Annotated in this window: 29 protein-coding genes; 9 read left to right on the top strand and 20 right to left on the bottom strand. The window is 57.5% G+C overall.

The window, feature by feature from the left end; genetic code table 11:
* Positions 1 to 136: 136 nt before the first annotated feature.
* Both AB4Z25_RS13260 and AB4Z25_RS13255 read right to left on the bottom strand, forming a co-directional pair.
* Complete coding sequence (locus AB4Z25_RS13260) at positions 137 to 541, bottom strand: GFA family protein (protein ID WP_442208344.1); 405 nt, start codon at positions 539 to 541, stop codon at positions 137 to 139.
* Between the two features lie 860 nt (positions 542 to 1401).
* Complete coding sequence (locus AB4Z25_RS13255) at positions 1402 to 1779, bottom strand: response regulator (protein WP_442208187.1); 378 nt, start codon at positions 1777 to 1779, stop codon at positions 1402 to 1404.
* 548 nt (positions 1780 to 2327) lie between these two features.
* Here AB4Z25_RS13255 and AB4Z25_RS13250 point away from each other — a divergent pair.
* Positions 2328 to 2543 carry a cold-shock protein gene (locus AB4Z25_RS13250; protein WP_112389242.1) on the top strand — a complete coding sequence of 72 codons (216 nt, stop codon included), beginning with the start codon at positions 2328 to 2330 and terminating at the stop codon, positions 2541 to 2543.
* A gap of 92 nt (positions 2544 to 2635) precedes the next feature.
* Here AB4Z25_RS13250 and AB4Z25_RS13245 read toward each other — a convergent pair whose 3' ends face one another.
* Positions 2636 to 2821 (bottom strand): hypothetical protein, encoded by a 186-nt coding sequence (locus tag AB4Z25_RS13245; protein ID WP_112446080.1) that lies wholly within the window; start codon positions 2819 to 2821, stop codon positions 2636 to 2638.
* A 57-nt stretch (positions 2822 to 2878) separates the two neighbouring features.
* Positions 2879 to 3085 (bottom strand): hypothetical protein, encoded by a 207-nt coding sequence (locus AB4Z25_RS13240; protein WP_112389243.1) that lies wholly within the window; start codon positions 3083 to 3085, stop codon positions 2879 to 2881.
* A 323-nt stretch (positions 3086 to 3408) separates the two neighbouring features.
* On the opposite strand from AB4Z25_RS13240, the gene AB4Z25_RS13235 reads away from it, so the two are divergent.
* Positions 3409 to 3753 carry a hypothetical protein gene (locus tag AB4Z25_RS13235; RefSeq protein ID WP_442208186.1) on the top strand — a complete coding sequence of 115 codons (345 nt, stop codon included), beginning with the start codon at positions 3409 to 3411 and terminating at the stop codon, positions 3751 to 3753.
* Positions 3754 to 4651: 898 nt separating this feature from the next.
* Here AB4Z25_RS13235 and AB4Z25_RS13230 read toward each other — a convergent pair.
* From AB4Z25_RS13230 to AB4Z25_RS13185, 10 genes are all read right to left on the bottom strand, one after another.
* On the bottom strand, positions 4652 to 5347 hold the full coding sequence (locus AB4Z25_RS13230) for a DUF1684 domain-containing protein (protein WP_442208185.1): 696 nt from the start codon (positions 5345 to 5347) through the stop codon (positions 4652 to 4654).
* Between the two features lie 358 nt (positions 5348 to 5705).
* Positions 5706 to 7367 (bottom strand): alpha-amylase family protein, encoded by a 1662-nt coding sequence (locus tag AB4Z25_RS13225; RefSeq protein ID WP_442208184.1) that lies wholly within the window; start codon positions 7365 to 7367, stop codon positions 5706 to 5708.
* A gap of 717 nt (positions 7368 to 8084) precedes the next feature.
* Positions 8085 to 9554, bottom strand: coding sequence for an HAL/PAL/TAL family ammonia-lyase (locus AB4Z25_RS13220; protein WP_442208183.1), 1470 nt, complete (start codon positions 9552 to 9554; stop codon positions 8085 to 8087).
* Positions 9551 to 10552, bottom strand: a complete 1002-nt coding sequence (locus tag AB4Z25_RS13215; RefSeq protein WP_442208182.1) for an ornithine cyclodeaminase family protein — start codon at positions 10550 to 10552, stop codon at positions 9551 to 9553. Before AB4Z25_RS13215 ends, AB4Z25_RS13220 begins: the two co-directional genes overlap by 4 nt.
* 11 nt (positions 10553 to 10563) lie before the next feature.
* Positions 10564 to 11883, bottom strand: coding sequence for an LLM class flavin-dependent oxidoreductase (locus AB4Z25_RS13210; RefSeq protein ID WP_442208181.1), 1320 nt, complete (start codon positions 11881 to 11883; stop codon positions 10564 to 10566).
* The gene (locus tag AB4Z25_RS13205) at positions 11880 to 12944 is read right to left on the bottom strand and encodes an LLM class flavin-dependent oxidoreductase (protein ID WP_442208180.1); all 1065 of its coding nucleotides are present in this window, start codon (positions 12942 to 12944) and stop codon (positions 11880 to 11882) included. Before AB4Z25_RS13205 ends, AB4Z25_RS13210 begins: the two co-directional genes overlap by 4 nt.
* 14 nt (positions 12945 to 12958) lie before the next feature.
* Positions 12959 to 13888, bottom strand: a complete 930-nt coding sequence (locus AB4Z25_RS13200) for an ABC transporter ATP-binding protein (protein ID WP_442208179.1) — start codon at positions 13886 to 13888, stop codon at positions 12959 to 12961.
* Positions 13885 to 14526 (bottom strand): ABC transporter permease, encoded by a 642-nt coding sequence (locus AB4Z25_RS13195; protein WP_112389526.1) that lies wholly within the window; start codon positions 14524 to 14526, stop codon positions 13885 to 13887. The genes AB4Z25_RS13200 and AB4Z25_RS13195 overlap by 4 nt, the downstream gene beginning before the upstream one ends.
* A gap of 8 nt (positions 14527 to 14534) precedes the next feature.
* On the bottom strand, positions 14535 to 15152 hold the full coding sequence (locus tag AB4Z25_RS13190; protein WP_112389250.1) for an ABC transporter permease: 618 nt from the start codon (positions 15150 to 15152) through the stop codon (positions 14535 to 14537).
* A gap of 93 nt (positions 15153 to 15245) precedes the next feature.
* Positions 15246 to 16127: a glycine betaine ABC transporter substrate-binding protein gene (locus AB4Z25_RS13185; RefSeq protein ID WP_442208178.1), complete on the bottom strand. Its 882-nt coding sequence runs from the start codon at positions 16125 to 16127 to the stop codon at positions 15246 to 15248.
* Between the two features lie 501 nt (positions 16128 to 16628).
* On the opposite strand from AB4Z25_RS13185, the gene AB4Z25_RS13180 reads away from it, so the two are divergent.
* From AB4Z25_RS13180 to AB4Z25_RS13160, 5 genes are all read left to right on the top strand, one after another.
* The gene (locus AB4Z25_RS13180) at positions 16629 to 16958 is read left to right on the top strand and encodes a hypothetical protein (protein ID WP_442208177.1); all 330 of its coding nucleotides are present in this window, start codon (positions 16629 to 16631) and stop codon (positions 16956 to 16958) included.
* 61 nt (positions 16959 to 17019) lie between these two features.
* A complete protein-coding gene (gene nadE / locus AB4Z25_RS13175; RefSeq protein WP_442208176.1) occupies positions 17020 to 17841 on the top strand; it encodes an ammonia-dependent NAD(+) synthetase in 822 nt (273 codons plus the stop codon).
* A gap of 832 nt (positions 17842 to 18673) precedes the next feature.
* Positions 18674 to 18865: an XRE family transcriptional regulator gene (locus AB4Z25_RS13170; RefSeq protein WP_442208175.1), complete on the top strand. Its 192-nt coding sequence runs from the start codon at positions 18674 to 18676 to the stop codon at positions 18863 to 18865.
* Between the two features lie 68 nt (positions 18866 to 18933).
* Positions 18934 to 19176, top strand: a complete 243-nt coding sequence (locus tag AB4Z25_RS13165) for a hypothetical protein (RefSeq protein ID WP_112389255.1) — start codon at positions 18934 to 18936, stop codon at positions 19174 to 19176.
* Between the two features lie 133 nt (positions 19177 to 19309).
* On the top strand, positions 19310 to 19561 hold the full coding sequence (locus AB4Z25_RS13160) for a hypothetical protein (protein ID WP_148194382.1): 252 nt from the start codon (positions 19310 to 19312) through the stop codon (positions 19559 to 19561).
* Positions 19562 to 19685: 124 nt separating this feature from the next.
* On the opposite strand, the gene AB4Z25_RS13155 is transcribed toward AB4Z25_RS13160, so the two are convergent.
* From AB4Z25_RS13155 to AB4Z25_RS13135, 5 genes are all read right to left on the bottom strand, one after another.
* Complete coding sequence (locus tag AB4Z25_RS13155; RefSeq protein WP_442208174.1) at positions 19686 to 20792, bottom strand: Fic family protein; 1107 nt, start codon at positions 20790 to 20792, stop codon at positions 19686 to 19688.
* Positions 20793 to 21276: 484 nt separating this feature from the next.
* Positions 21277 to 21657, bottom strand: coding sequence for a DUF6481 family protein (locus tag AB4Z25_RS13150; protein WP_112389258.1), 381 nt, complete (start codon positions 21655 to 21657; stop codon positions 21277 to 21279).
* A 31-nt stretch (positions 21658 to 21688) separates the two neighbouring features.
* Positions 21689 to 21913 (bottom strand): hypothetical protein, encoded by a 225-nt coding sequence (locus tag AB4Z25_RS13145; protein ID WP_112389259.1) that lies wholly within the window; start codon positions 21911 to 21913, stop codon positions 21689 to 21691.
* Positions 21914 to 22037: 124 nt separating this feature from the next.
* Entirely contained in the window at positions 22038 to 22247 is a 210-nt protein-coding gene (locus AB4Z25_RS13140; RefSeq protein WP_037135461.1) for a cold-shock protein, read from the bottom strand.
* 438 nt (positions 22248 to 22685) lie between these two features.
* Complete coding sequence (locus AB4Z25_RS13135; RefSeq protein ID WP_162698826.1) at positions 22686 to 22928, bottom strand: DUF982 domain-containing protein; 243 nt, start codon at positions 22926 to 22928, stop codon at positions 22686 to 22688.
* 462 nt (positions 22929 to 23390) lie between these two features.
* Here AB4Z25_RS13135 and AB4Z25_RS13130 point away from each other — a divergent pair, with 462 nt between their 5' ends.
* Complete coding sequence (locus AB4Z25_RS13130) at positions 23391 to 23621, top strand: hypothetical protein (RefSeq protein ID WP_112446145.1); 231 nt, start codon at positions 23391 to 23393, stop codon at positions 23619 to 23621.
* A 314-nt stretch (positions 23622 to 23935) separates the two neighbouring features.
* Positions 23936 to 24166, top strand: coding sequence for a hypothetical protein (locus AB4Z25_RS13125; protein ID WP_112540252.1), 231 nt, complete (start codon positions 23936 to 23938; stop codon positions 24164 to 24166).
* A 461-nt stretch (positions 24167 to 24627) separates the two neighbouring features.
* Here AB4Z25_RS13125 and AB4Z25_RS13120 read toward each other — a convergent pair whose 3' ends face one another.
* A complete protein-coding gene (locus AB4Z25_RS13120) occupies positions 24628 to 24885 on the bottom strand; it encodes a GlsB/YeaQ/YmgE family stress response membrane protein (RefSeq protein ID WP_112389527.1) in 258 nt (85 codons plus the stop codon).
* Between the last annotated feature and the right edge of the window lie 90 nt (positions 24886 to 24975).

The raw sequence follows: 24975 nt of genomic DNA, 5'->3' as shown, positions 1-24975 counted from the left end.
AGGCTGCTCGCCGCCGCCGGACAGATACCGCGCCCACTTCCCTTTCTGGACGTTAGACCCCGAAACAGATCGCATTGGCCATGCATCGGGACGATGCTAGCCCACCGTACCTTCCTCGCAAGTGCAAACCTCGGATTTAATCACCGCTGTATCGAGGCAAGGACCGAATATCTTGGGCCCAAGAAAGCTCCGATGAGCACCAAAACTGTGCGCGTGGTCTGAGATCTTGCCGCTGCGTTATGGTCCCAAGCCGGATTCCAACCTGATTGGCATCCTCGAGTTCGCCGGTCGTATAGATCGGCGAGCCGCAGTTGGAGCAAAAGTATTGCATTCTTCTGCGGCCGTTAGCGGCGGTCTTCACGTACAGCGTTGGATGGCCAGAAGTTAGGCGGAAGTTATCACGTAGGGCCGTTACGGTCACGCGGTACGCCGCACCCGTAAGCCGCTGGCAGTCGTTACAATGGCAAATCGTGACGTCCTGGGCTTGGACCTTAGCGACGTACATGACCTGTCCACACTGGCACGCGCCGTCGATGTCGATATGCATCTCATCTTCAACCACTCATATCTTTGACGAAATAGGGGTTGAATGCCAGATGTCGATGTGACTGTGTCAGATTTCCAGACCCCTCACTGATAAAAATCGGAGTTCTTTGGAGCACTTGCAATCCCAACGAAACTCAGCGGGTCCGAAAGGCGTGGCGGACACCTTGGCAGTATCAAAACACGCACTATATGCGTCGTGGGCATGATGACTTCTTCCCTCTTCGTTGTCTTGTCCGCTCCTATGCTCAATTCCCGAGCACAATTCAGCGCCACCTCCCAGCGGCGCTATTTTTTTCCTTGAATTCTGGGCTATTCGGATCCCCGTGTGGAATTGCCAGTGTCGAGCGGCCGATCCTGAGCGGACAGGTTTATGGGGCCCCCTGAGAAACAGGACAGCGCCAATGCACCGGTTTATGAGTTCACAACCGAGGAATTAGCAAGCCGCTTCGCGAGCAAACCGGTATCGACTTGGTCTTCACTTCACGTCGTCCCCCGATTAGTCAGCCCGCTCGACAAAAATATGGACTTAACATAATGATACGGGATACCTCTTGACGTTGGACCGACACAATCGGCAGACCCGCAGCGGTCTTCCCACGGAAGCTAAACTCATAGAGGCCTTGGCCGCGGGAGATCTGCCATCCATCATGCCGCCTGACTAGCTTGTTGCAACCATGCAAATGGATATCGAGGGAACGGCATCGCAATCCACGCGTCCACTTTGGACGCCATCAACATGTGGAAGCTTGAACTGAGGGTGGTCGCGTGATGATGGTCGGTGCGGCCCAATTTAGCCGCACCGCGTAGAAGGCAAATCGCCGTGCATATCTGGCTTCAGAAGCCCCAAGACGCGGTCTACCAGTCTGCAGCGACGTTCAAAGCCGTCTTTGATTTGGTGTCTGCCTTCGCCAAGCTCTGGAGAATTCGCTCGTCGGAAAACGGCTTCCCGATTACATCGACTGCGCCGTCAAGACCGTGACCGACCTCTCGGGGCGTTCCGGTCACGAAGATCACTTTCGTTCCATAGCGGTCGATCAACCTTCTGGCCAAGGCGGCTCCACTCAACCCATCCGCTAGACCAAGGTCGACCAATGCGGCCTCGACACGAGGGGCGTGAGCGAGCGCCTGTTCCACTGTGGAAACTGGACCAACCGTAGAATGCCCGGCGTCCGTAACAATCCGCTCAAGCTCCATAGCAATGAGCGCCTCATCTTCAACAATCAAAACCCGCATATTCTCCTCCTGAACATCCGACGAGTTAGGTCACATTTCATGCCCGTCGAGGTTTGTTCACGGGTTTTTGACGGCGAGCCAGCAGCCCGATGAGGAGATGTGTGACCGCTCGCAATGGTAGGACCCGACCCTCCATATGCTACGGCGCTCTAAGCCCTACCTTTCAGCAAGGCTGTCGCCGTAGCCTTCCCGGCCAACTGCCCGTCATCAGCCCCGCCTGGAGCAAGGTTGCTTGCATAAGAGGTAGCTCATAAACTTGGAGCCGCGCGATGCAAATTGTCATAGACACCATGTCGGGCGTTGATCGTAGAAGCGATCGATTGCGACGGCGTTGTGCTGACTGTTCGGCGCAACGCGAGGGATATCCGAATTCCACTCTCCGCTATCGCAGACTGGAGCCCGATAGGCGGTGAACAAGGATCGCTTCCGCTTGATCGCTGGATCAAACGACGATCCGATGTCGTTTGCTTCTGACGTTGTTTTTATGGTTGCAGGCTTCCAAAAGCCATTGCATGTTGCTGCCCGTAAAAATGCCAAGGGGAACAAAAATGGCAACAGGTACAGTCAAATTTTTTAACATGGACAAGGGGTTCGGCTTCCTCACCCCGGATGGCGGCGGTGCGGATATCTTCGTCCACATCTCCGCGCTTCAGGCGTCCGGCATCCAATCCCTGCGCGATGGCCAGAAGGTTTCGTTCGATACGGAGCCTGACAAGAGGGGTAAGGGCCCCAGAGCCGTCAATGTGCAGCTTGAGACCGCATGAGGCTGTATGCCTCTGCGGTGCTGCCACAGAATTCTGTCGCAAGTAAACGGTGCCTTAGAACGATAATCTTGGTCGGTTTCGGCACTCTACAACTACGCTTCGGAATTGAAAGCCGGGGGATTGGGCGTCTTCAAGCCAAGGCGAACGCTTTGGCCTGATGCCCACGAAAGTGCAAAATGAATGCCTGAAAAATCCTGCTCGGTGACCTTGCCAAGCTCGGTCACCCGAACGATGTATCTGTCTCCCCGAAGGATGAGATCAACAGCCGACTGTTTCATTTTTTCGTCCCATGATCAGTGGAAATACAGTGTCGTGCGTCGGGATCGTGCGAACCACTAAGGTTGACGCGCTTCGCCCAACGCAGCCAGCAACTCGCTTTTGGTTGTGTATCCGGCCTGCAAAAGGTCGAAGAGGCGCGATACCAACGAGCATCCCTCCTGGCTGTTCGGACTGACGCGGTGAGTTTCACACCACTCAGCCATGGCCTCAAATACCGGTGTCACGTCATCACTGAACGAAATCGCGCGGAATAGCTCCGACATAGATCGCCCTCCTTGTTAGAGGGGCGAGAGTTCGTATTAACTCCCAAGCGGCCGTTGCCATTGCATTCCAGCCGACGAACAAACATACGCTTATCGGTCGATGCCGCCAATTAATTTTGACATGGTACGGTCTCACAAATTGCCCAACCTCAGAAAAGACCCTGAACTCTGCCGTGACGTCATGGTCAATGCGCTCGTTTGGGGATCTTCATACATTGGAGGGCAAAAAGTGAAACGGATCGAGCCTCGGCGTACAATTTTGTCGCAATATCGCCCATCGATAGTGAAAAGCTAACTAACCGAAACCAAGTCCGGAGTTGCCGATGTCCGACAAATCCTGCCCAGTCCCAACGCCCGAAGAGCGAAAATACATTGAGATCAAGGACGCCGCAGAGCGCGCGATGCTCGACAAGGTTTTCGCGGCTATCAATGACGCTACCGCGGAGGTCGCGGACAGATTTAGAGAGGCCGGACTGGCGTTCGAGCCAACAAGCGCCGACTATTTTAAGTTCACGGTCCAGCAGGTCATGTTCGTGAGCTTGAGCGGGGGAGATCCCGACACTTTGGAGGGCGGCGATGTCGAGATCGGCCAGCGCATTGTCAACAACGGTCAGCATATTATCGACCACTACTGGCGGAGCGCTGGCGAGATAACTAACGACGGCTAGAGCCTTGGCGTCATCCGTTCCGGCATGAAAGCCATATCCTCTTCGTCTGAGCTACCGCGCCGCTTCTCCACGAGGGGCCTGATGTCCTCGGTAGCCACGTAACGGAGCCTGTCGATACCGTCAGTCGCAGCGTCGTATATGACATTCGCAACCTGTTGCTCGTCGCCAAGCCACGCTTCTGGGCCTCAGCAATTGCTGGCCTCTTGGTCGACCTGCAGATGATTGACTTTGGTCTCACCGAATACCGCCGCAGAACTGATCTCTACCCCACGGTCACCTTGGAGCCGGGATCGCTGATGGTCGTTCACACGGAAGGCGAGCAAGCATACGCTGACATGGTAAGAGGCAATCCTCCGACCTTCAACCGTTCAGGGCGGGCGGCAGTCGATCGACTGAGATCAAGATGTTCTGTCAGCGCGGACCACGGTGGTCGCTTGAATGACGCTCTGAACGGCGCTCACTGCCATCATCGATTGTAGGACTTGGCTGGAACCGTACATCCGCAGGCAGGTCGCTGCGTGAAACATCCACCCTTTATGACGTCACCGCGATGCCAACGCGGTGGATCGGGCTAACCAGCATCTTCGCGAGGTCAATGCCGCTCAGTCCGCCGGGCATATCGACATCGGTGAAAACCGCGTCGATATCGAGCACGTCTGCCAAGAAGAGGCGGATGAGCGGCTCATGTTCTACGACGCGTTACAGCTTATTCATCTCGGTTCCCCGTGGTTGTTCAGGGAGGTAACGCGATACGGGGCTCGGCTCCCAGGGGATAACAGTTTGGTGGTCCCGTTGTTTTCTAGCAACGTCGTCTGATGCCCCCGAGAGCGCGCGCGCTCCTCGCCCCAATAGCGTCTGTCGCAGTCTGCTACCTTTTCGCATGACCTGTTTCCGGACCCTACCCCCAACGCTCCCCGCCCCGCACCGCGCCTCTTAGACGATTGCCCGACGGTGCCAGTGGGCAGACGTAACGGCTGGAGTACGAGCAGGACGGGAAATAAGCAAAGTTGAAGTCGAGAATGGCGCTTCCGTCCGGGCGCAACGTACCGAGGTCTGCGCCCTTGATCGTATCGAGAAGGTAGCGCCCGCCTCCGTAAGTTTCGTTGCCTGAGGTGGCGTCAGTGAAAGGTAGGAATACGCCGCCGCCGTAGCCCTCGATCCAGTAAAGCGTCAGTTCTCCTCCGAGCACATCCTGTAACCCGCCGGTACGTGCGAAGGCGCGCATGGTCAACTCGCCATCAGCGCCCGTCGCAACGGTGATCCGCTCCTCGCGTGTCTCCTCGAGGCGAACAGTCAGGCGCAGCGAAGGATCATAGGGAAACACAGCAGGCCCCTGATAACCTTGTCGGTCCTGGGCCTCGATGGGTGATTGGGGATGCCCCCGGAACAGTTGGGAACGGGTGTCGCACCACGTTTGCCAGGCGATCGCGGGGTCTTCGCTCGTTCGGATATTACAGTAGAGATCCGCAATGGTTTGCCGCCACTCCCACAGTTGCTCGATCGAGTTCACCGGACGCTCCTTTTGTAAAACCTTGCCTTCGCCGCCCGACCCGGTGGTCGTCGCGATCACTTGGGACTCGGCTTCATCAAACATAGGAACGGCCATCCGAAAGCCAACCGGATTCCCGCTAACTTCCGGTCTGGTCGAGACCAAAAAAATAGGACTCATAAAGCGGGAGAGGTTTGCCGGCGGCTTTGGCGAAGGCGCGACCGCTATCGCCCCCTGAATCCCGTGATGCTACGCGAAACCTTAGAGCCAGCGCAAACACCTCGATGGCTATTCCTTTTGGCAGTAGTTCGGAATCTCTAGTTACAACGTGGCGGTGTTCTCAAAAGAAGGCGTGTCCACACGAAAATCCGAATAGCCGATCAGCGGCGATCAAGGTCATCGGGCGATTGCTTTCGTCTTCGGCTATGATCGTAATCGTGTCATGCGCGTCCGTCGACGCTCTTTACACTTCGCTACGCTTCAAAAGGTAGTCCAGGCCGCCGGATCGATACCAACGGAAGCCGTACGGCTCGAGCACCATTCGATGCTTTCCGCCTTGGTCGATATGGCTATCGTGGCCGTCGAGAATGTCGATCAGCACCGAAGCGTCCTCGTTGTCTTCGATCCGGAAACTGATCTCGACAGGCTTGTCGTGGAAGCTGTGGATGATCGCCAATACGTTCCTCCTCCATTCGTAACGCAGGATCAGGACACCGGGATCACCGCAGTCGATGACTGCGAATTCGCCCCAGCCGATCTCCGGTGCCTCTTTCCGCATGCGGATCATCCGCTCGGTCCAGTTCAGCATGGATTCGCTGTCTCGGCGCTGAAACGCGACATTGACGTGATCGTATCCATATGGCCCATCGGAAATCACCGGTAGGACCGGCTTCTCGCCTTTGGTGAAACCTCCTTGCGGTTCGTTGGACCACTGCATCGGGGTGCGCGCGCAATTCCGCTCGGGAAGCGTCAGGTCATCGCCCATTCCGATTTCGTCGCCATATCGGAGGACGGGTGTGCCAGGTAGCGAATACATCAGGCTGTACGCCAGCTTGAGCCGGCGGACGTCTCCCCCAAGCATGGGCGCAAGCCTGCGCCGAATGCCGCGGTCGTATAGCTGCATGTCCTTCTCTGGCCCGAACGCGGAAAACACTGTTTGCCGCTGACTTTCCGTGAGCCTGCCGAGGTCAAGTTCGTCATGGTTCCTCAAGAACACGCCCCACTGCCCGGTCTTCGGCAGGTCTCCAGTGTCACGCATCGCTTTGACGAGCGGTCGAGTATCAGCACTTGCCATTGCATAGAATAGCGCTTGGTTGACATGGAAGTTGAACATCATCTGCATTCGGTCGCCGTCATCGCCGAAATATTCAAGGTTTTCCTTTGGCACGACATTGGCCTCGGCGAGGATGATGCTGTCCCCCTTCCGCCACTGAAGAAATTCACGGAACGCTCGGAGCATTTCGAACTGCTCCCTGGGTTTCTTGACGTCTGCGCCCTTCTCGGCGATGACGAAAGGCACGGCGTCCATGCGAAAGCCCGAAACGCCGAGCTGAATCCAAAAACCCATGATTTTCAGAATTTCAGCCTGGACGAGCGGGTTCGCGGTATTCAGGTCGGGTTGGAAATCGTAGAAGCGGTGGAAATAGTACTCGCCGGATTGCTTGTCCCGCGTCCACGTTGACTTCTGGACTCCTGGAAACACCATCCCTTCGTCGGCGTTTTCCGGCTTCGTCTTCGACCAAACATACCAGTCTCGGTAACGGGAGTCCTTATCCGCCCTTGCCTCCTTGAACCAGGGGTGCTCGTCGGACGTATGGTTGACGACGAGATCGATAAGAACGCGAATGCCCCGTTGTTTTGCGCCATGCGTGAACTCGACAAAATCACCGAGCGTGCCGTAACGAGGATCGACGTTATAGTAGTCGGACACGTCGTAGCCGTCATCTCGTCCTGGTGACGTTTGGAACGGCATGAGCCATATCGCTGTGATGCCAAGGCCCGCCAAATAGTCGAGACGGCGCTGCAGCCCCTGGAAATCGCCGACGCCGTCACCGTTCGAGTCCATGAACGTTTCGACCGACAAGCAGTAGACAACGGCGTTCTTGTACCAAAGATCGTTAATCATGCGTGTTGCTCCCGCCACCGAAGATGGTGACGGAAGCGCTTTAGAGCCCGAAAGGTTCCGAGCGCGCGCGCGGAGCGGTTCCTATCGGTGAGTGTCTGGCGACTACATCTTTGAAGATGCGACCTTCTGCCTCGTTACTCGCCGAAGGTCACGAGGCCGTCGATGTCGCATGCGTGGCCGTCGGCGTCGTCGACGTACCTACGAAAGCCCCGTGGCCGGGCGCGTCAACTTTGCGGATGAGCGTTCCCCCAGCCTGCACCAACTTTCGAGGAGCGGCTCTACTTCGTCCTGTCTGGGGACGTTGTGCGAAAGCGATGTTGCTGCTGGACCGGGACCAGCCTTGCGAGAGATGTCGTCCTTCAACGACGATCTGCGGAAAGTCCGAGGACGAACCCGTTTTTTGGTAGAAGACTATTTCGTGGTTCTCAAATATCGGCTTCCAGCCGAAGCCCTCCGAGAAAATCGGTGGGAGCGTTTGAGGTTGGGAACACAAAGCGCGAAATAGCGGAAATTTTCTGTTGCATGACCAACACCTCTCATTCGTGGCGCACACCGTCGATTCACGGGCAGAATCCGTGGCTTACGACCTCTCATTCACGGAATATAGGAAGATCGGACCAGCTGTGGCGGGAGGTCTGTTTCCCAGTCAGCCAGGTGAAACCGGCGATCGCCAGCTAAGCGACGTGCCGATCGGCGCTCGGCTTCAGCTCGAAAAGGTCACACCCTTAACAGCTGGTCAGCGACAGCGGCGACATCTTCGCCGAGAGGGCGGTCTTCCTCAGCGAACGGCGACAAAATGCGAACGAACGAATGCGTCTTTGCCGTCTCTCGACCACACCGATGATGCGGACGCAGGTCGACGGCCTGAGCGGCGGCGAGTAATTCGCAGGCAATGACAAGCCGCCACAGGTCGAGCATCTTGCCGAATTTTCGAACGGCAAGCGCCGATTGCGTCGCATGGTCTTCCACGCCCTCGGACACGGTGAGGAAATCGAGCATCACCGGGTTGGCCTTGTGCCGGATATCAGCCATCAGCGCCGCGACCGTCTTCTGCAAAGGCACGAAACCGGCCGATGGTCCGCCGGCGAGAGAAAGGTAGCGCGGCAAGCCATTTCGGGCCGAACCGGTCAGCTGGATGAAACGGCCTGCGGAGGCCGAAGCCGCTTGAGCGACCGCGAGGCCAAGTGTCTCGAAAGCCAGTGCAAGCGATGGTGTATGAAAATTTCCGCTCGACAGAACCCGCTTTTCGTCGATCAGCACCACCGGGTTGTCGGCCGCCGCGTTAAGCTCGGTCTCGACAGTGGCCCTGGCTGCAGAGAGCGCCGTCGCCAGGGAACCATGAATGGGTGCGAGGCAGCGAAGGCTGAGAGGGTCCTGCAGGGCCGTTGTTGTCTCGAACAGTGTCGATCCTTCGAGCGCGCTCAGCAGGCGCGCCGCTTCCTCTGCCTGCCCGGCTGCCGGACGGGCGGACTGTATTCCCGGAGACAGGATAAGCGGATTTCCACCAAGCGCCTCGAATGTCAGGCTGGCTGCCTTCCGCTGGGCGTCGAAAATGCGTTCCGCATCGAAGAGAAACAGAGCGCCTGTTCCGACGGATAAGGCGGATGCGTTGATGAGGGAAATCCCATCCTTCGGCAGCAGCCGGGCAGGCGAAAGGCCGGCCAGCCGCAAAGCCTCCTTCGCAGGGTGGAGCGTCCCCAGGAACTCAGCCTCGCCCTCACCCACAAGCGAGCGGGCCATGGCAGAAAGGACGACGAGATCGCCCGCGCCGATCGAACCCAGCGACGGCATGACAGGATGCACCCTGGCATTCAGCATCGCAAGCAGCGCCTCGAAGGCCTCAAGCGAAATGCCCGAGCCGCCAACTGCCAGCGTGGCGATCCGCGTGGCCAACACCGCGCGCGTCGCGTCGCGTTTCAGCGGCTCGCCGACGGCCATCCCCCGTCCACGAATGAGGGTCAGCTGGAAAGCCTCGAAATCGCCAGTGACCGCCGTCTTGAGGTTTGCCCCTAGGCCGGTATTCATCCCGTAGATTTGTTGCCCGGCTGCTGCCGCCTCCTCGAGGATGCGGCGAGCGGTCAGCAGACGGCCGCGAACGGTTGAGGATGCGGCGACCTCCTGATCATCTCTGGCAATCGCGGCGATATCCTCGATCGTGACATCTGCGCCGGAGAACTCGATCGTCATGCGAATCTGAGCCTCTGGCCGATGCCTTCCCTATGGGCCTTCATCAACAATGCATGCCCAAGGGCTATATCGCTCAGCGACAGGCCACGATGCCAAAGTAGGATCGTTTCGTCGTCGTTCGCGCGCCCCGTCTTTAACCCGGCGACGACCTGGCCAAGCTCGGCATGCAATGTTTGTTCCGAGAGGCGGCCGGTCTCCACGTGAGCCCTCAGCGAGCCGAATTTGCCGGATTTGCATTGGCCCCAGTCATCAACGACCAGCTTGTCCATAATATCCGTCAGCGATAGTTCGACCGCGCTCATCGTCCCATACGGGACGACGAAAGCACCCTTCTTGATCCATTCCGTCTTCAGCATCGGCTCTGGTTCGGAAAGACGCGATGCCTCGACGACGATGTCGGCGTCCTCCACGCAGTCGCGCCAGTTGTCTACGACGGTTATCTTCTTCCCGAGATCGGCTTCCAGCTTAGCACCGAAGGCTTCGCGGCTTTCAGTTCGTCGCGAATGAACGCGAATTTCGTCGAAATCGAAGAGATGGTCGAGAAGACGGACATTCCAGTAGGCCGTACCCCGCGCACCGATATGACCAAGCACCTTGGAGTTCTTTTTCGCGAGGTGTCGTGCGCCGATCGCAGTAACCGCCCCCGTGCGCATATCGGTAATGACAGTCGCGTCGAGGATGGCTTTCGGCACGCCCGTGCGCGGGTCGAAGAGGTTGAGCACGCCGAATTCGGAGGGATAGCCAAGTTTATAGTTGTCGACGTAATCGCCGACGACCTTGACCCCTGCAAGGCCGATCGGTGCAACATAGCCGCGCAACACGTTGAAATGTCCGTGGAAACTCGCGTCGGGCTCGAGGTGGACCCGTGGCTCGATGACGGTCTGGCCATTGCCCTGGGCTTTGAGCGATGTCTCGATGGCGGCGAGGATTTCAGCGTCCGTCAATGCCAGTGCTTCGATGTCGAAGGCGTTCAGGTAGTCGATATAGATCGGGTCCATTGTCATCTCTTTTATCGTTTGGACGGGGCACCGACGCCGAGGTTTTGGCGCAGGGTGCTGCCTTCATAAGTTTCGCGGAAGACGCCACGGCGGCGTAGTTCCGGCACAACATGGGTAACGAAATCCTCAAGCCCCGAAGGAAACAGCGGTGCCATGACATTGAAACCGTCAGCAGCCCCTGCCCTGAAACGCTCTTCCATCGCGTCGGCGATCTGTTCGGGTGTCCCAACGACCTGCCAGTGGCCGCGCGCACCGGCGAAATGGCGAGCCAATTCGCGAATGGAGAGGTTCTCGCGCCGTCCGAGATCGATGATCAACTGCTGCCGGCTCTGGATCAGATTGGTCGGTGGCATGTCGGGTAGAGGCCCGTCGAGCGGATAGGCCAAGAGGTCCTGGATACTGAGATAGCTCGCCAGCAAAGCGACGCCGACCGCGTCCGGGATCAGTTCCTGGAGCTCGCGATATTTGGCCTTCGCCTCGCCTTCGGTGGACCCAATGATCGGCGAGATGCCCGGCATGATCTTGATGTCGTCGGGCTGGCGGCCGTATTTGGCCATCCGCGCTTTGACGTCGTCGTAGCAAGCCTTGGCCTCCCCCAGCGTCTGCGACGCGGCGAACACCACATCGGCAGTACGCGCCGCCAGTTCCTTGCCGACGTCGGAAGCTCCTGCCTGAACCATGATGGGGCGGCCCTGCGGCGACCTTTGGCTCTGGAGCACCCCCCCGACGGTGAAGTGCTTTCCGCGATGGGAGAGCGGATGGAGCCTGTCGTGGTCGAAGAACCTCCCTTCCCCCCGCGGAAGATACGCCCCCTGGTCGACGCCATCCCACAGAGCGAGCGCCGCGTTGGCGAACTCTTCGGCACGCTCATACCGCTCCGAATGCGGACGCAAGCCGCTGCTTGCGAAATTCTCGGCCTCCAGCTCGCTCGCCGACGTCACGAGGTTCCACCCCGCCCGACCGCCGCTCAATTGATCGAGCGAGGCGAAGGTCCGGGCGAGCCCGTAGGGATCGTTGTAGGTGGTCGACGCGGTCGCGACGAGGCCGACATGCGAGGTGTTGACGGCAAGGGCGGCCAGCAGGCTCAAGGGCTCGAACCCGGTGGAGCGGGCCGCCTGGCTCGCCATATCCGGATTGCGCTCGCGGATTGCGGCTGCGTCCTCCACGAAGATCATGTCGAACTTGCCACGTTCCGCTGTGCGCGCAAGCTCGATGAAATGGGCAATATCGACACCAGCGGGCGCGTGAGCGTCGGGATGACGCCAGGCAGAGATATGATGGCCGCCGGCCATCAGAAAGGCCCCAAGACGCATCTTGCGATCGCTGCTCATGATGCGCTCTCTTCAGTGGCAGGATGGGGAGGACGTGGAAGTCCAAGCTGCGACCGCAACGTCTTGCCTGTTTTTGCCTCGATCAGCCCTCGCCTGCGCAATTCCGGCACAACGTCGGCAGTGAAAGCGTCCGCGGCCGACAATGTCGGCGGCAGGATCGTGAAACCATCGACCTTCGCCGCTATTTGCCACGTCTGAAGCGCGTCGGCGATTTCGGTGAAGCTGCCGATCGGAACAAGCCCCGCGGGCACGTCGAGATTCGTGCTCTGCAGCCTATCGTATTGCGCTTGCGCGATCTCGCGGGTGGCAGCGGCGAAGGGAACGACGTTCGACAGCAGCCGCACATCGCCGCGCGAGCGACCAGCCGCCTCCAGCGCGGCCTCGAACAATTGAACAGCTTCGACTGTGCCTTCTCCCGATGTCTCCTGAAGCAGCACCACTTCGCCGAACTCGGCAGCAAGGGCATAGTCCGCAGTCGTCAAAAGGTGCGCGATAACCGGCCGGCCCTGAGGCGACCTGTTGACGTTGAGCGGTCCCCGGACCGAGAAATGTTCGCCCTGATGATTGAGAACATGCATCTTGGTGGGATCGAAGAAGCGGGCATTCTGCTTATCGTACACGAACGCGTCGTCCTCGAAACTGTCCCAGAGAGCCCGGACGAGATCGATATACTCACGGTCGCGCGCGGGCTCACCCGCTGACGGGATGTTAAACCAGCCGCTGCGGCCCTGGCTGATCTGATCGAGCGATGCAAAGCGGCGTGCAAGATTGTAGGGCTCGTGCTGAAATGTGGCCGCTGCTGCGAGCAACCCGAGGCGCTCAAGCTTGGTGGCAAACGCGGCAACGAGCGTCGTGGGCTCGAAGGGTGTCGCGATAGAAGACAGCGCATCCAGCGGCCTAGCACCATGGAGGTCCGCGATCAGCGCGAAGTCGAAGCCGGCGTTCTCGACCTTTACCAGCTGCGACAGAAGCGCCTCAAATGAAAGCTCTTTGACGTCCGCACCGTCGCGCCACGCCGACAAGTGATGTCCGAAAGGGGTAAGCGAAAATCCGAGAAGCATGGACATCTCCATTTTCAAATCGAAAAGATCGCATCGCGCGTCAGTCTCCCGATGACCTCGTCACCGTCGACGACCGCCAGCTGGTCGCAATCTGCTGCAACCATGAGCGACAGGGCTTCGCGCAGATTGGCGTTACTTGGAACACTGGGGGCCGTCATCGGTGACGGTCCCGCCGTCATCGCGTCTTCAACTGAAAACAGACTGAGACGTTTGATCGCCCTGTCGATGCCGACGAAACTCGATACGAAAGCGTTTGCCGGGCGCGAGAGGATAGCGTCCGGCGTATCGTATTGGACGATCTTGCCCGACTTCATGATGGCGATACGATCACCCAGTCGAATCGCCTCGTCGAGATCGTGGGTCACGAGCACCACGGTCTTGCGAACGCGTTTCAGGATTTGGCGAAACTCGTCCTGGAGGCGTGTGCGGGCGATCGGATCGATCGCTCCAAAGGGCTCGTCCATGAGCAGCACGGATGGATCGGCCGCAAGAGCGCGGGCAACACCGATACGCTGCCTCTGGCCGCCCGAAAGCTGACGCGGATAACGCTTGAGCATTTCCGCGGGATCGAGCCCTACCAGATCGAGTAATTCATCGACGCGCTTGGCGGTTCGGGCTTGTTCCCACCCTAGCAGGTTCGGAACCGCGGCGACGTTCTCGCCTATCGTCATGTGGGGAAAAAGCCCGACGTTCTGGATGACGTAACCGATATGCCGGCGCAGTTTCACGGGATCAGCCTCCGTGACGTTTTCGCCGTTTACGAAAATCCGTCCTTCCGTCGGCTCGATCAGGCGGTTGATCATCCGCATCGTCGTCGTCTTGCCGCAACCGGACGGGCCGATCAACGCGACTGTCGAGCCCTCGGGCACGTCGAGCGTCAGGTTATCGACCGACGGCGCAGTGCTTTCGCCGTAGCGCTTGGTGACGTTCTCCATGCGGATCATACGGCAGCTCTCTCTGAAAAAAGCAGTTTCTCGACGCGCCCCAGCACGAATTCGGTCGTCAGCGCGAGTATGGCGATCGGCACAGCGCCGACCAGAAGGCGGGACATGTCCATCACGCCGATGCCGGTAGCGATGAAATCGCCGAGCCCGCCACCGCCGATGAAAGGAGCAAGCGTCGCACCTGCCAGAACCTGGACGGCAGCAGTGCGGGCACCGGCAAACATCGCGGGCGCAGCAAGCGGAATGCGGATCTTTCGCAATAGCTGGCTGCGGCTCATTCCCATGCCGATTGCAGCTTCGACCGCGTCCGCGTCGACGTCGCGCAGGCCAACAAAGGAGTTCAGGAGGATAGGTGGCAGCGCGAGCACAGTGAGAGCCACGATTGACGGCATGAGGCCAATGCCCAGAAGCGGCAGCATGATCGCCAGGATCGCCAGGCTCGGGACCGTCCTCAAGCCGTTGATGACATTGATCACGGCGAACGCCAGTCGGCCATAGGTCACGATCAGTACCGCGAGCGGCAACGCAATCACCAGCGCGATGGCAAGTGAAATGCCCGACATCAGGAGGTGCTGCCCAAGGGCGCGGAAAAACTCCGTCTGATGGTCGACAATCCAGAAGAAGGCCGTGCTCAGCATCGCCAACCTCACTGCCAGCCAACGAGCCGCTTTTCAGCGCGCGTCAGAAGGAAATCGAAGATGATCGCGAGAAGCGCCGTCAGAATGCCACCAACAAATATTTTCTCGGGATACTCCTGGTCGATGCCGATCAGGATGATGGTTCCAAGCCCGCCACCGTCGATGAACGCCGCAACCGTGGCAATGCCTATCACCGTGACAAGCGCGATGCGCGTCCCTGATATGATCAGCGGCATCGCAAGCGGCAGCTCGACCCGAAAAAGCCTCTGCCAGCGGCCGTAGCCCATGCCGTCTGCAGCCTCGAGCACGTCGGCCGGAACGCCGCGAATGCCTGTAACGACGTTTCGCAGGAGGATCAGCAGACAGTAGGAGGACAACCCGATAAGCGCCGGCTCCATGCCAAGCCCGACGAATGGGATCAAGAGTGCAAACAGCGCAAGGCTTGGAATAACGAAGATGATATTCGTCACGGTCAGTGCAAAGGCGTAGAGCCTTGGACGCCTCGCGCAAGCAATTCCGAGCACAAGCGCAATCACCATGCCGATCAGCACCGACGTGATCGACAGGAGAAGGTGCTGCCAGACGGCAAGCGCTATCTCGGGAATGTGCTTAGGTGCCCAGTTCAAATGGAAACGATCCTGCCTGCTGTCACGCCGATACGGCCAAGCAGAGAACTTGGCCGCATTTTGCTTCCGGGGGAATGAAAACCTTCACCGCAATCAGATGCCCTGCGACTTCAAGAATTCCGCGGCGACGTCTGCCGGTTCTTCCTTGTCGCGGTCGACCTTGGCGTTGAGACCACGCATCGTGTCATTGTTGAGCAGCGGGCTGATCTTGTTCAGTACCTCGGCAATCTTGGGGTTCTTAGCGAGAGCGTCCTGGCGGACCACAGGCACGAGATAGTAAGGCGGGAAGAGGTTCTTGTCGTCGTCAAGGATGACGAGCTTGTTGTCTGAGATCTGCCAATCCGTCGCGAAACCGTAGGAGACATCGAGGTCCTTGCTGGTCAAGGCGCTGTAACGAATTCCGAGCTTTGCGAATATCTTGAACTCCTTGAATTCGATACCGTAGGTCTGCTTCAAGCCCGGCAGACCGTCCTTGCGTTCGCTGAACCCGCCCTCTGCGCCGAAGGTCAGGTCCTTGGAAACAGGGCCGAGGTCGCTCAAGGTCTTGAGCTTGTACTTCTCGGCCGTCTCCGGCAGCGTAATAATCGCGTAGCCGTTATTGATCTTTGTCGGCTCGAGAAGCGTCAGCTTCAGGTTCTTCTCGTAGTAGCCCTTGACGTCGGAATAGATCTTGTCGGCGGAGCCCGACAGGTCGCCCTTGACGACTGCCGCGAGAGCGGTGCCGGTATATTCCGGATAGAGATCGATTTCGCCGTTGGTCAAAGCGGTGTGCGCAACAAGCGTCGCGCCAAGATTCAGATGACGATCCACTTCAACGCCCGCCTTCTCCAAAGCCTGGGCATAGATTTCAGCGACGACGAACTGCTCGGTAAAATTCTTGCTGCCGATCTTAACCGCATCGGCATGGGCTGGTGCGATGGCTGCGACAGCAACGAAAGTGCCCGCAATCATCGCTGCCAAGGTCTTCGAAATCATTGCATTCCCCTCTTCGTTGAACTTCACCACGTGTTTTAAAAGCTCTGAATGACTTCGGCGCGCAAACGCGTGCCAATTTCTGCCTATCTAGGAGAAAATTGCCTTTGGGCCAGAGCTCGGCTTTCATCCGCGGTGACCGACCCGTGGGGGTTCAAATTTGGTTCTGCCGGCAGAATTGCTTCGCAAAAATCATGATATGGTAGAATCGACTACATCTTGCGTGTTGATGACGGGTGGACGGACTCGGCGGCGGCGATCTTCATGAAAGCCTACTCCCATAAGGGTTTCGCTGTAGCCCATTCGTCGCTAGGACAATTTTATGACTGCACACTAGACGCTTCGCTGGTCCAACTAGCGAATGCAACACTAATCCAGGTGATTTCGAGACAGTGACCGGTCGGATTTGTCGTCTCATTGTGCCCGAAGGACTGCCTATCCGGTTCTGCGTCTGATCCCATATTCCAACACATACAAATAACCAATCACTGAGGGACTGAACCTATGCTCTCCAACGATCAGAAGCTTTCTTTCGCAGAGCTCTTCACGAGCCGCCGTCCGACGACCGAAGGCGAGGCAGATGCCTATCTTGAGGTGGAAAGCTTTCAGATGTTCGCCCCCCTTCATGACGGTAGCCATTTGGCCCGGCTTGCCTTGTCCAGTACAGAGACCATGGACATCGCGGTCAATCCGATCTGTGCAGTTCGACTAGCGGCGACCCTTCTTGATCAGCTTGCCAAGTCAGGAGACTTTGTCGTCGATCTTTCGATTTACGATGCCGAGACGGGAGATCAGTTGGCACGTGTTCGCCCTTCAGGCTCCATCATTTCGTGAGCTTCGCCACATGTGAGACACGTCCACTTGAGAAGTTTCTATTTTGGGATGGAAGACAGACATGCTGCCTGTGCAAAAAGTGATAATCGGACGACTGGGCGTCTCCAGAGTATTCAGCCTGGATGCGGAAGCGGCAAAACGCATATCTTTCCTGGAGAACTACATGCGGGCATCGGCATGCCGCGTTTATGTCCTGGGTATCAGTGGAGGCGTCGACTCCCTCACCGCCGGGTTGTTGGCACAGCGCGCAGTCACGAATCTCCGAGCTTCTGGCTACGATGCGCGGTTCGCCGCTGTGAGGCTGCCTTACGGCGACCAGGCAGACGAGGTCGACGCGCAACTGTCGTTGGATACCATCAAACCCGACAGGATCGTCACCATTGATGTCAAGCCGGCCGCCGACGCTATGATGGCGGCCATATCAAAAGACGCAGGTGACCTTCTGGAGGTTGACCGCTTCCACTTCCATTTGGGGAACGTTAAAGCTCGCCAGCGCATGATCGCCCAGTACGCTCTAGCGGGTGCCACGCGCGGCCTCGTAATCGGCACCGACCATGCAGCGGAAGCATTGACGGGCTTCTACACGAAGTTCGGAGACGGAGCGGCCGACATCCTACCCTTGTCGGGCCTCAACAAGCGTCGTGTTCGTGCCCTCGCCCAACATCTCGGCGCACCCGAGCAACTCGTGTTCAAAACACCCACGGCCGACCTAGAGAGCGATGCTCCGTTGAGGCCCGACGAAGATGCCTACGGTGTAACCTACGACGAGATCGACGATTTTCTGGAAGGCAAGGAAATCAAACAAAGCTCGCTGGACCGCATCGTGACGATGTATCGTGCGTCGGAACACAAACGCGCCCTGCCCGCTGCACCATCGGAGTAAGCGCTAGACGATGGCAGTCCAAGGGGGCCAATCGCTATTTCGGATAAATTTTGGCGGCCATTGCGTGTCCCAAACGGTTTTGGCTGTGACAGGATCATTCGCGATCGCCGCCGTCTGAGCACTGACTGGCAATCGTGCCCACCCATGGAGCCCAGATAGATAGCGGCTCCACGCCCCTGGCGAAATCTAGGGATACCGGAGCCCGCTCGTTCCGTTACGTTAGGCGACGACAGTGTCCGCTGTCAGTCGGCCGATGGCGACCTCCATTGACCGATCTCCTGATATTTACGGCCCTCTTCACCCCCCGTGAGAGGGCCTTTTTTTCGGCTATTGGCCTTCTCCGAAACCAAAGGGTCCGAGGGCGCTCGACCTTCAGGAAAGGGAGCGACCCTCTCACCCCGCGCGCAAGCCTCACGCATGCGCCGGCGGACGCTGCTTCGGAGGCTCGTGTGACGTGGGGTGGCCGATCTAAAATGGGGTCTTGGCGCTCCCTTCTCAAGACCGTGACGTGACGCGTCCGTTACTGGACAAAGCGTGTTGATGCGTTTGAAGGAGCGGCCACACCTTCCCATATGGACGAAATCCCCAAAGGAAAAATTATCATGGTGAGCAGGATCAGAAAGACACTGACTGTGGAACAACGGGCGGCAGCTTTCGAACATACCAACAAGATTGCTACGGACTTCGCCGACGAAGAGCGCCGACTTCGCCACGAAAAGAGCGAGCGTCTAAGACGGATGAGGCTCGCCGCGAACCAAAATCCGACCTCGAAATAGTTCGGCGGAACCAGAATTCTGCTTCGCCGTTAAATGCGGCGAGAAGGAGCATTAAAATGGATCAAATTTCGCAGATACCGCAGTCGACAGCTGCCAGCCTGAAGGCGTCTCGTATAGCCAAAAACTACAGCTTGGAGGACCTCGCGATCGCCACTGGACTGACCGTATCCGAGATTTCAGTCGCCGAGGATGAGCTGGGCACAGCTCCATCATCTCATGTTGAGCGCATCAAACACGCGTTGGCATGAACTTATGGCGCCAACTCGATTGGCGCTATCCGCCCCACACCCTTATGGGACACCCAAGGGGAAGTCTTATGCCCGGCACTTTTTCTTCCATCAGCGTATTCGCATTCGACCTCGATGACCGCGGCCAGGCCGTACAGGCTTGGGAGACTGTTGTTGACGCCTCCGACACTGAAGGGATCGAGGAGGCGAAACAGATGGCGTCCAGCCACGCTGGCGTCCTTGTCGTTCGTCGTGATGGAAATCCGGTCGTCGGCGAAGAAGGCGACCCGGTTGTCGTGTATCGCTCCGGAAAGACGGACGGTTTCGACTGACGGTCTACGGCCGCTGCTCTTGAGGGCAACGACACCTTCGTACTCAATGTCATGAAAAGGCAGCCATATTGGACCAAACTGGGAACCGTCGATGGGGATTGCCGATAGGCAGTCTCGAACCATGGAGAATAAGATGGCACAGGAAACTACTCTCGGAAATCCAATCCCTGTCGGAGTTATCAGCTCTGGCGCTGATGACACCCAGCCTGCACTTCCCGCTCCTAGAGGACTGGAGGGCCTTGCTTGGCCGGAGTTTTTGGCCGCCGACACACTGTGGCTCACGCCGTTGAAAATCGGCCTCGCGACGACGCTGGCCGCGACGGCATTTGCCCTCAACCCGTTCTTCGCTTTCAATGTCGGTGATTCCGATAAAATCGCACCATGAGCTGTGGCGGGCAGGAATGGATGGTATCTGGGCAGGAGGCCGTATCCTCGCGACCTTCGAGCGGAATCGAATAATCGTTCACCAAGATAATTACGTTGTTGGAGTTCATTAGACTAGCTGCAATTTATTTCCGCAAAGACAGCGAGTACCGGGTATGCCGACGTTCGCCGGTACGCGTCAGCGCACCGATCTCCACGAGCTGCTGAAGATCGCGTGTTGCTGTAGCGCGGGATGTAGCTGTGATCGAGATGTAGTTTTCGGCACTTAGCCCCCCCTTGAAGCCTGCCGTGCCTTCCTTGAAGATGCGCGCGACTACCTTTTCCTGGCGCTCGTTGAGCCGGCCCCGGAAACGATCATAGAACTGTGCTTTCTGAATGAAGAAATCGATGCGCTCAAGCGTCGCCCGTTGAGCATCCAGGATCGTTTTCGAGAAGAAAATGATCCAGTCTGTGATATCAAGTTTGCGTTGGTGCCGCTCAAGCTCTGAGTAGTAGGCCTTCCGGCTCTTCTCGATTGTGAAGGCGAGTGAAATGAGGCTTGGCTGCCCTATGTTTTGCGCCAGGGATTTCTCGGCGAGCGCGCGCCCAATTCGGCCGTTGCCATCCTCGAATGGATGTATGCTTTCAAAGTAAAGATGGCCTACTGCTGCGCGCGTCAAAGCTTGAAGCGACATGTGGCCATCTGGCCCGGATTGATTGAACCATGCGATGAAGGTCTCCATCTCAGTGGTAACCTGGCGGGACGGGGGAGCCTCGAAGTGGATTGTGGGCTTCTCGAATGGACCTGACACGATCTGCATAGCGTCTTCATGCTTGCGATAAGCGCCAACCGTTTCAATATATCGATTTCCGGCCATCAGCATTGAATGCCACTGGAACAGTCCCTCACGACGCAGCGGCCTACGCCAACTTCGATAGACATCCGCCATCATCTCGGCGATCCCCCGCTCTTGTGGGCGGATCTGTCTGCCATCAGTGTCTAGCCCGAACTGCCAACGGAGCGATGACTGAACACTCGCGCGGTCCAGAAATTCCCCCTCAATCTCTGAGGTCTTGACCGCTTCGTCGCTCAGCAACTCAATGCGAAGTTGGTTGCTGTCGTCATCGTTGAAATGTCGAACAGCACCGATAACCTCGCCGGCGGATTGCAAGAATTTCTGCTCCAATGGTACCAGGCTTGCGGTATCGTACCTGAAGTTTGGCCAATCGGGGTTCTGCCAGTTCCATTTCATGAGTTATAGCCGCCTTCTCTATAACTCATAATTATTGCCATAGGTGAGTTATTGCAAGCCTATCTATGCCTCAGCACAAAAATCTGCAGCGCCCCATTCAAGAGCCAGCGATCGACAGGTAACCACTTGCCCTAAACATATTTTGTCAACGGGCGCCCCTATTTCCGCTTGGTGTCGACAGAAACGGAATGAGCATGACAAAACACGACCCGTCATCACGTCAGTGAAAAAGTTCGGAATTCTGCGAGCTTCGCATCGCCCCAATCACATCAAGGCGAGTGTTGGTGAATATACGGCCATCTCTGGCCAGATTGATCACCTACCGGAAATCGCCCCCGCTTCTGAATGGCCGTATCGACTGGACGATGTTCATTCAGGCCTGTGGGATCGAAGCAGGGTTGACGGCAGAACTGAAAAAGTAGCTCCGGCCAGGCCCAGATGCAATCATCCACGGACCATCCAATAAAAGGTGGGTCCCTGGATACTAAGCATGCCGGGCCTTGCGGGCGGCATAACGTCTGTCGCGCTCGGCTTTGCGAGCGGCCTCATCTTGAACAACCCGTGATATCCGGGCATTCTCTGCCGCCTGTCGCGCCTCGATCTCTGCCGCAGCTGCTGCCTCGATCGCCGCCTGTTCTTGAGCCGCAAGGGTCTCGACCCGGGTAAGCTCCTCATGCTTTAGCCGATCCCGTTCCGCACGGCGCGCCTCGCGCGCTTCAACAAGAGAGATGCGCTCGGCCTGTCTGGCGGCCTGTGACGGCTCAGCCGCCGTCTTTGCAGCTCGGTAGCTCGTGAGAAGAGCTGTCTTGGCGTCCGCAGCAGCGGAGCGTCGGTCGGTAAGTTCGTTGTTTCTGGCGTGTCTCAAATTTTTATCCTGATAGTTGTCGTTGGGATGATCAGCCGGCCTTGGCTCGTTTGGCAAGCAGCGCAGATGTTGCAGATATCCGGTCGGCTTGCTCCTTGGCGAGGCGCGCTTCGCGCAGCCTGAACGTCTTGGCATCGCGCGCCTGGGCCACGGATTCAAGCTCTTCCGCCGCATTGTTCTTGGCGAAGAACTCCGTCTGAAGATGGCCGAAGGCGGTCTCGGCCTGCTGGCGAGATTTACTATATGTCTCTGTCATTGAATGTCCTCGATGTCAGCTATGACGCCAAAACGAAAAAGGCCAGGCGAATTGCCTGGCCTCAAACTGATAGTTGCCTCCGGCGATGCCAGTACATCCGTGGTCAAAGGGAAGCAGATATCTATTAAGCGTTCTGCAGATTGCAGGCCGACATCTTGCCCGACTTGTTGTCGCGCTCGAGTTCAAAGCCGATCTTCTGGCCTTCGACCAGCTCACGCATTCCTGCGCGTTCGACGGCAGAGATGTGGACAAAAGCGTCAGCGCCGCCATTGTCAGGCTGGATGAAGCCGAAGCCCTTGGTTGAATTGAACCATTTTACTGTGCCAGTGGTCATGATGAACCCTTTCAAAGCATAGAGTGAGGAACCGCGAAGCTTATGCCACGCAGACGAAAACCGACTATTTTTGAAAGGGAAGTTCGCTTAAAACGCGGTGCCAATCGCGCGGTAGACAAAGCTCGGCAAGCAAAAGATCGATAAGCTATCTTATACGACAGGGGAGCGGGTTCGTCAACGGTTAGTTTTCGAGGACCGTGCTATTCGTCTTCTGGTTGAGCTTTCGCGCGCAAGACCCACGCCTAGTCGGGCGATAGACCGACGTTCCTCTTCTTAGCAGTTCCTTCAGATTTCGTTCAGCTTTTCCTTCTTCAAGGTCCAGAGTTATACGCCAGTGTGCATCATGCAAAATGGTCGACGCTGTTTGGCCAGAAAATGAAAGATCGACCTTTGCCAAGCACTGCAATGCTCTTAATCGTGCTGCAGTGTGAAAACTGGTCAGACAAATGGGATCGAGGCTTCCAGTGAGGCTGCAACGAAGGCCTGCCGGGAGAGCTCCAGATCCCCCTCCGTCTCAAGCGCGGCGTGACACCGGTTTATGGCGCGTTCGAAAAACCAGCCGCCCCCTGCCGGCCACTCCCGTAGCGACCGTAAGGCATCTGCCGGGCCGTATATCAATCGCGCTGCCCCGTCACCGAGGCCAAGTTGGACGGGCCGCGCCCAAGATAAGACTTGCTGCATTGCACAATTCCTTTCTGTCAAGAACATTCCGGCCGGGCGAATGTTCCGTGAACGGCTTCCAGTTAGATGAAGGGTGGTGCTTCCTGGACGGAAGCAAATCCGTTTTCGGTATGACGAAGGCTTGCTCTGATCACCGCGACGACGTTTGAGCCAAGTTCGAAATCTCAGTTGATGCCCTGGTTCGCACAGCCCGAGAACTCATCGGTAGCGCTTGCGACGGAAAATCCGGATACCCGGTTGAATGACCAATTTCTCTCCGGGAACTTAACGACAGGCGGAAGGTTTGGGTGCCTCTGAAGGTCTGCCGATTTGCAGGACAAGCGCATCGGAAGCGTTCAGAAGAATCTACGCGCACGCGCACAGCAGACTAAGGAAGATGGCGCGTAAACGCGTTATCCCGCACTGTATGCGGACGTCAGGTCGCTCTGTCAGAGGCCGCAATAAGCACGAAAGGTATATCCTATGACGAAGACAATAATACCGCCGGAGACTGATGACGCCCGAGCTTTTGACAGCGCGGATGCCGACCGGCGCCGCGAGAAGCTTGGGAAGGAGGCTGGAAAGGGTCTGCGCATAGCCATGCCAGACAAGCGCGACCGGGACACGGAAAAGATCAAGACACCTGTCAAAACCGCTGCTTCCTCCGCGATCGGCACGCCAGCCGAGGGAATGGTCGAAGATGGGGAGGGGTAATCTCCCAACAGTGCCGGGTCCCAGTCGTCAGGAGGGTGCCGGCGATGACAGAAAGCCATCATGGGCTTGCTGGTAAAGCGAAACAGGCGGGTGAGAATCCTATCGGAAAAGAGGATGGAGGGATACCGATAGTGACAAGTGAGCCGGATGGGAGATCAGAAGCGAGAGCTTCCCGACCGTTGAAAGTCGAAGCGCTGTTACAAATCCTGACTCACTGAGTCCATCGATGACCAACCTTTTGAACTCAGTCTACAAATGCGCCAGTGCTTAATACTGCACTCTGGATTTTCCCAAAACCCACGAAGGAGCGGAAAATGCCCAACCGATCTGCGTTCGAAGTAGCAGGACAAAACATAACCGAGGACAAGCGCAATATAGCCGCTTCTGAGGCCGAAATCGCCGAGGGTTTAATTCGCGGCGAAACTACCGCGATCGCTCGTGCCGACCTCTTAAAATGGCGGCAGTCTCTTCGATATCACTTGTTTGCGCGCGATCTAATGCAGGCAACCACCAAATCAAAGCTTCGCCGGCCGCCTGAAACCTGATTGTCGCTGTCACGCAGGTTGAACCACCTGCCAACTGACCTTTAGCACCACTCTAATTCTAGTGATGCAGGCCTGCTGTAGGTTTGTTTCAGCGTCACTGTCGCCGACTCTAACTCTCGAACCACCGCTGGCGATTTCGTCCATTTACCTGGCTTCTTCGCCGACGGCATGGCCCCAGCAGATCATAGACGTCGTCTTCGGCTTCATAATGAATTTTTGCCAATGCAGCGCGCCAGATACCATGACTGGCGCCTTCGTTTCGGGAATGACCTGGGCAACCTTTGCAATGACGAGATGGAGCGCTGTTGCTTTTCAGGCGGGAGCATCTTGACCGTTTTATCTGGTCCACCTCGCGTCAGGAAGATATTCGTCGAACCGCTCGTTTGCCGACCATATCGGGAGACACGAGACCGAAAATACTTGAACTCCGTGACGGTATTGGGGGCCCCAGCGCGCTTTCCCTACGCGGTACGACGAAGCATGCGCGCGAGTGCGATCAGGATACAGGCGCCGATGAAGCCAGCGATCAGGTAACCAAGCCAGCCGCCTAGCGCGACACCGAAGAGCGACAGGAGAAAGTTGGCGACGATCGCGCCGACAATGCCCAGGATGACGTTCATCAGGACGCCCATGTTCGACTTCATGAACATCTCGGCGAGCCAGCCTGCGAGGCCGCCGATAATGATGGCCGCGATCCAGCCGATTTGTGCGTTTTCCATGTTGATCTCCGATGATTTCGAATGCCGCCGGCCGCGAAATTGCTGATCGGTCAGCACCGAAACACACGCAACCACCGTTTGTTCCGCCCG

Source organism: Rhizobium sp. RAF36, from assembly GCF_052114105.1.
Lineage (GTDB): Bacteria > Pseudomonadota > Alphaproteobacteria > Rhizobiales > Rhizobiaceae > Rhizobium.
The sequence above is the reverse complement of the archived record's forward strand: the minus strand, read 5'-3'. Positions and strand labels throughout refer to the sequence as shown.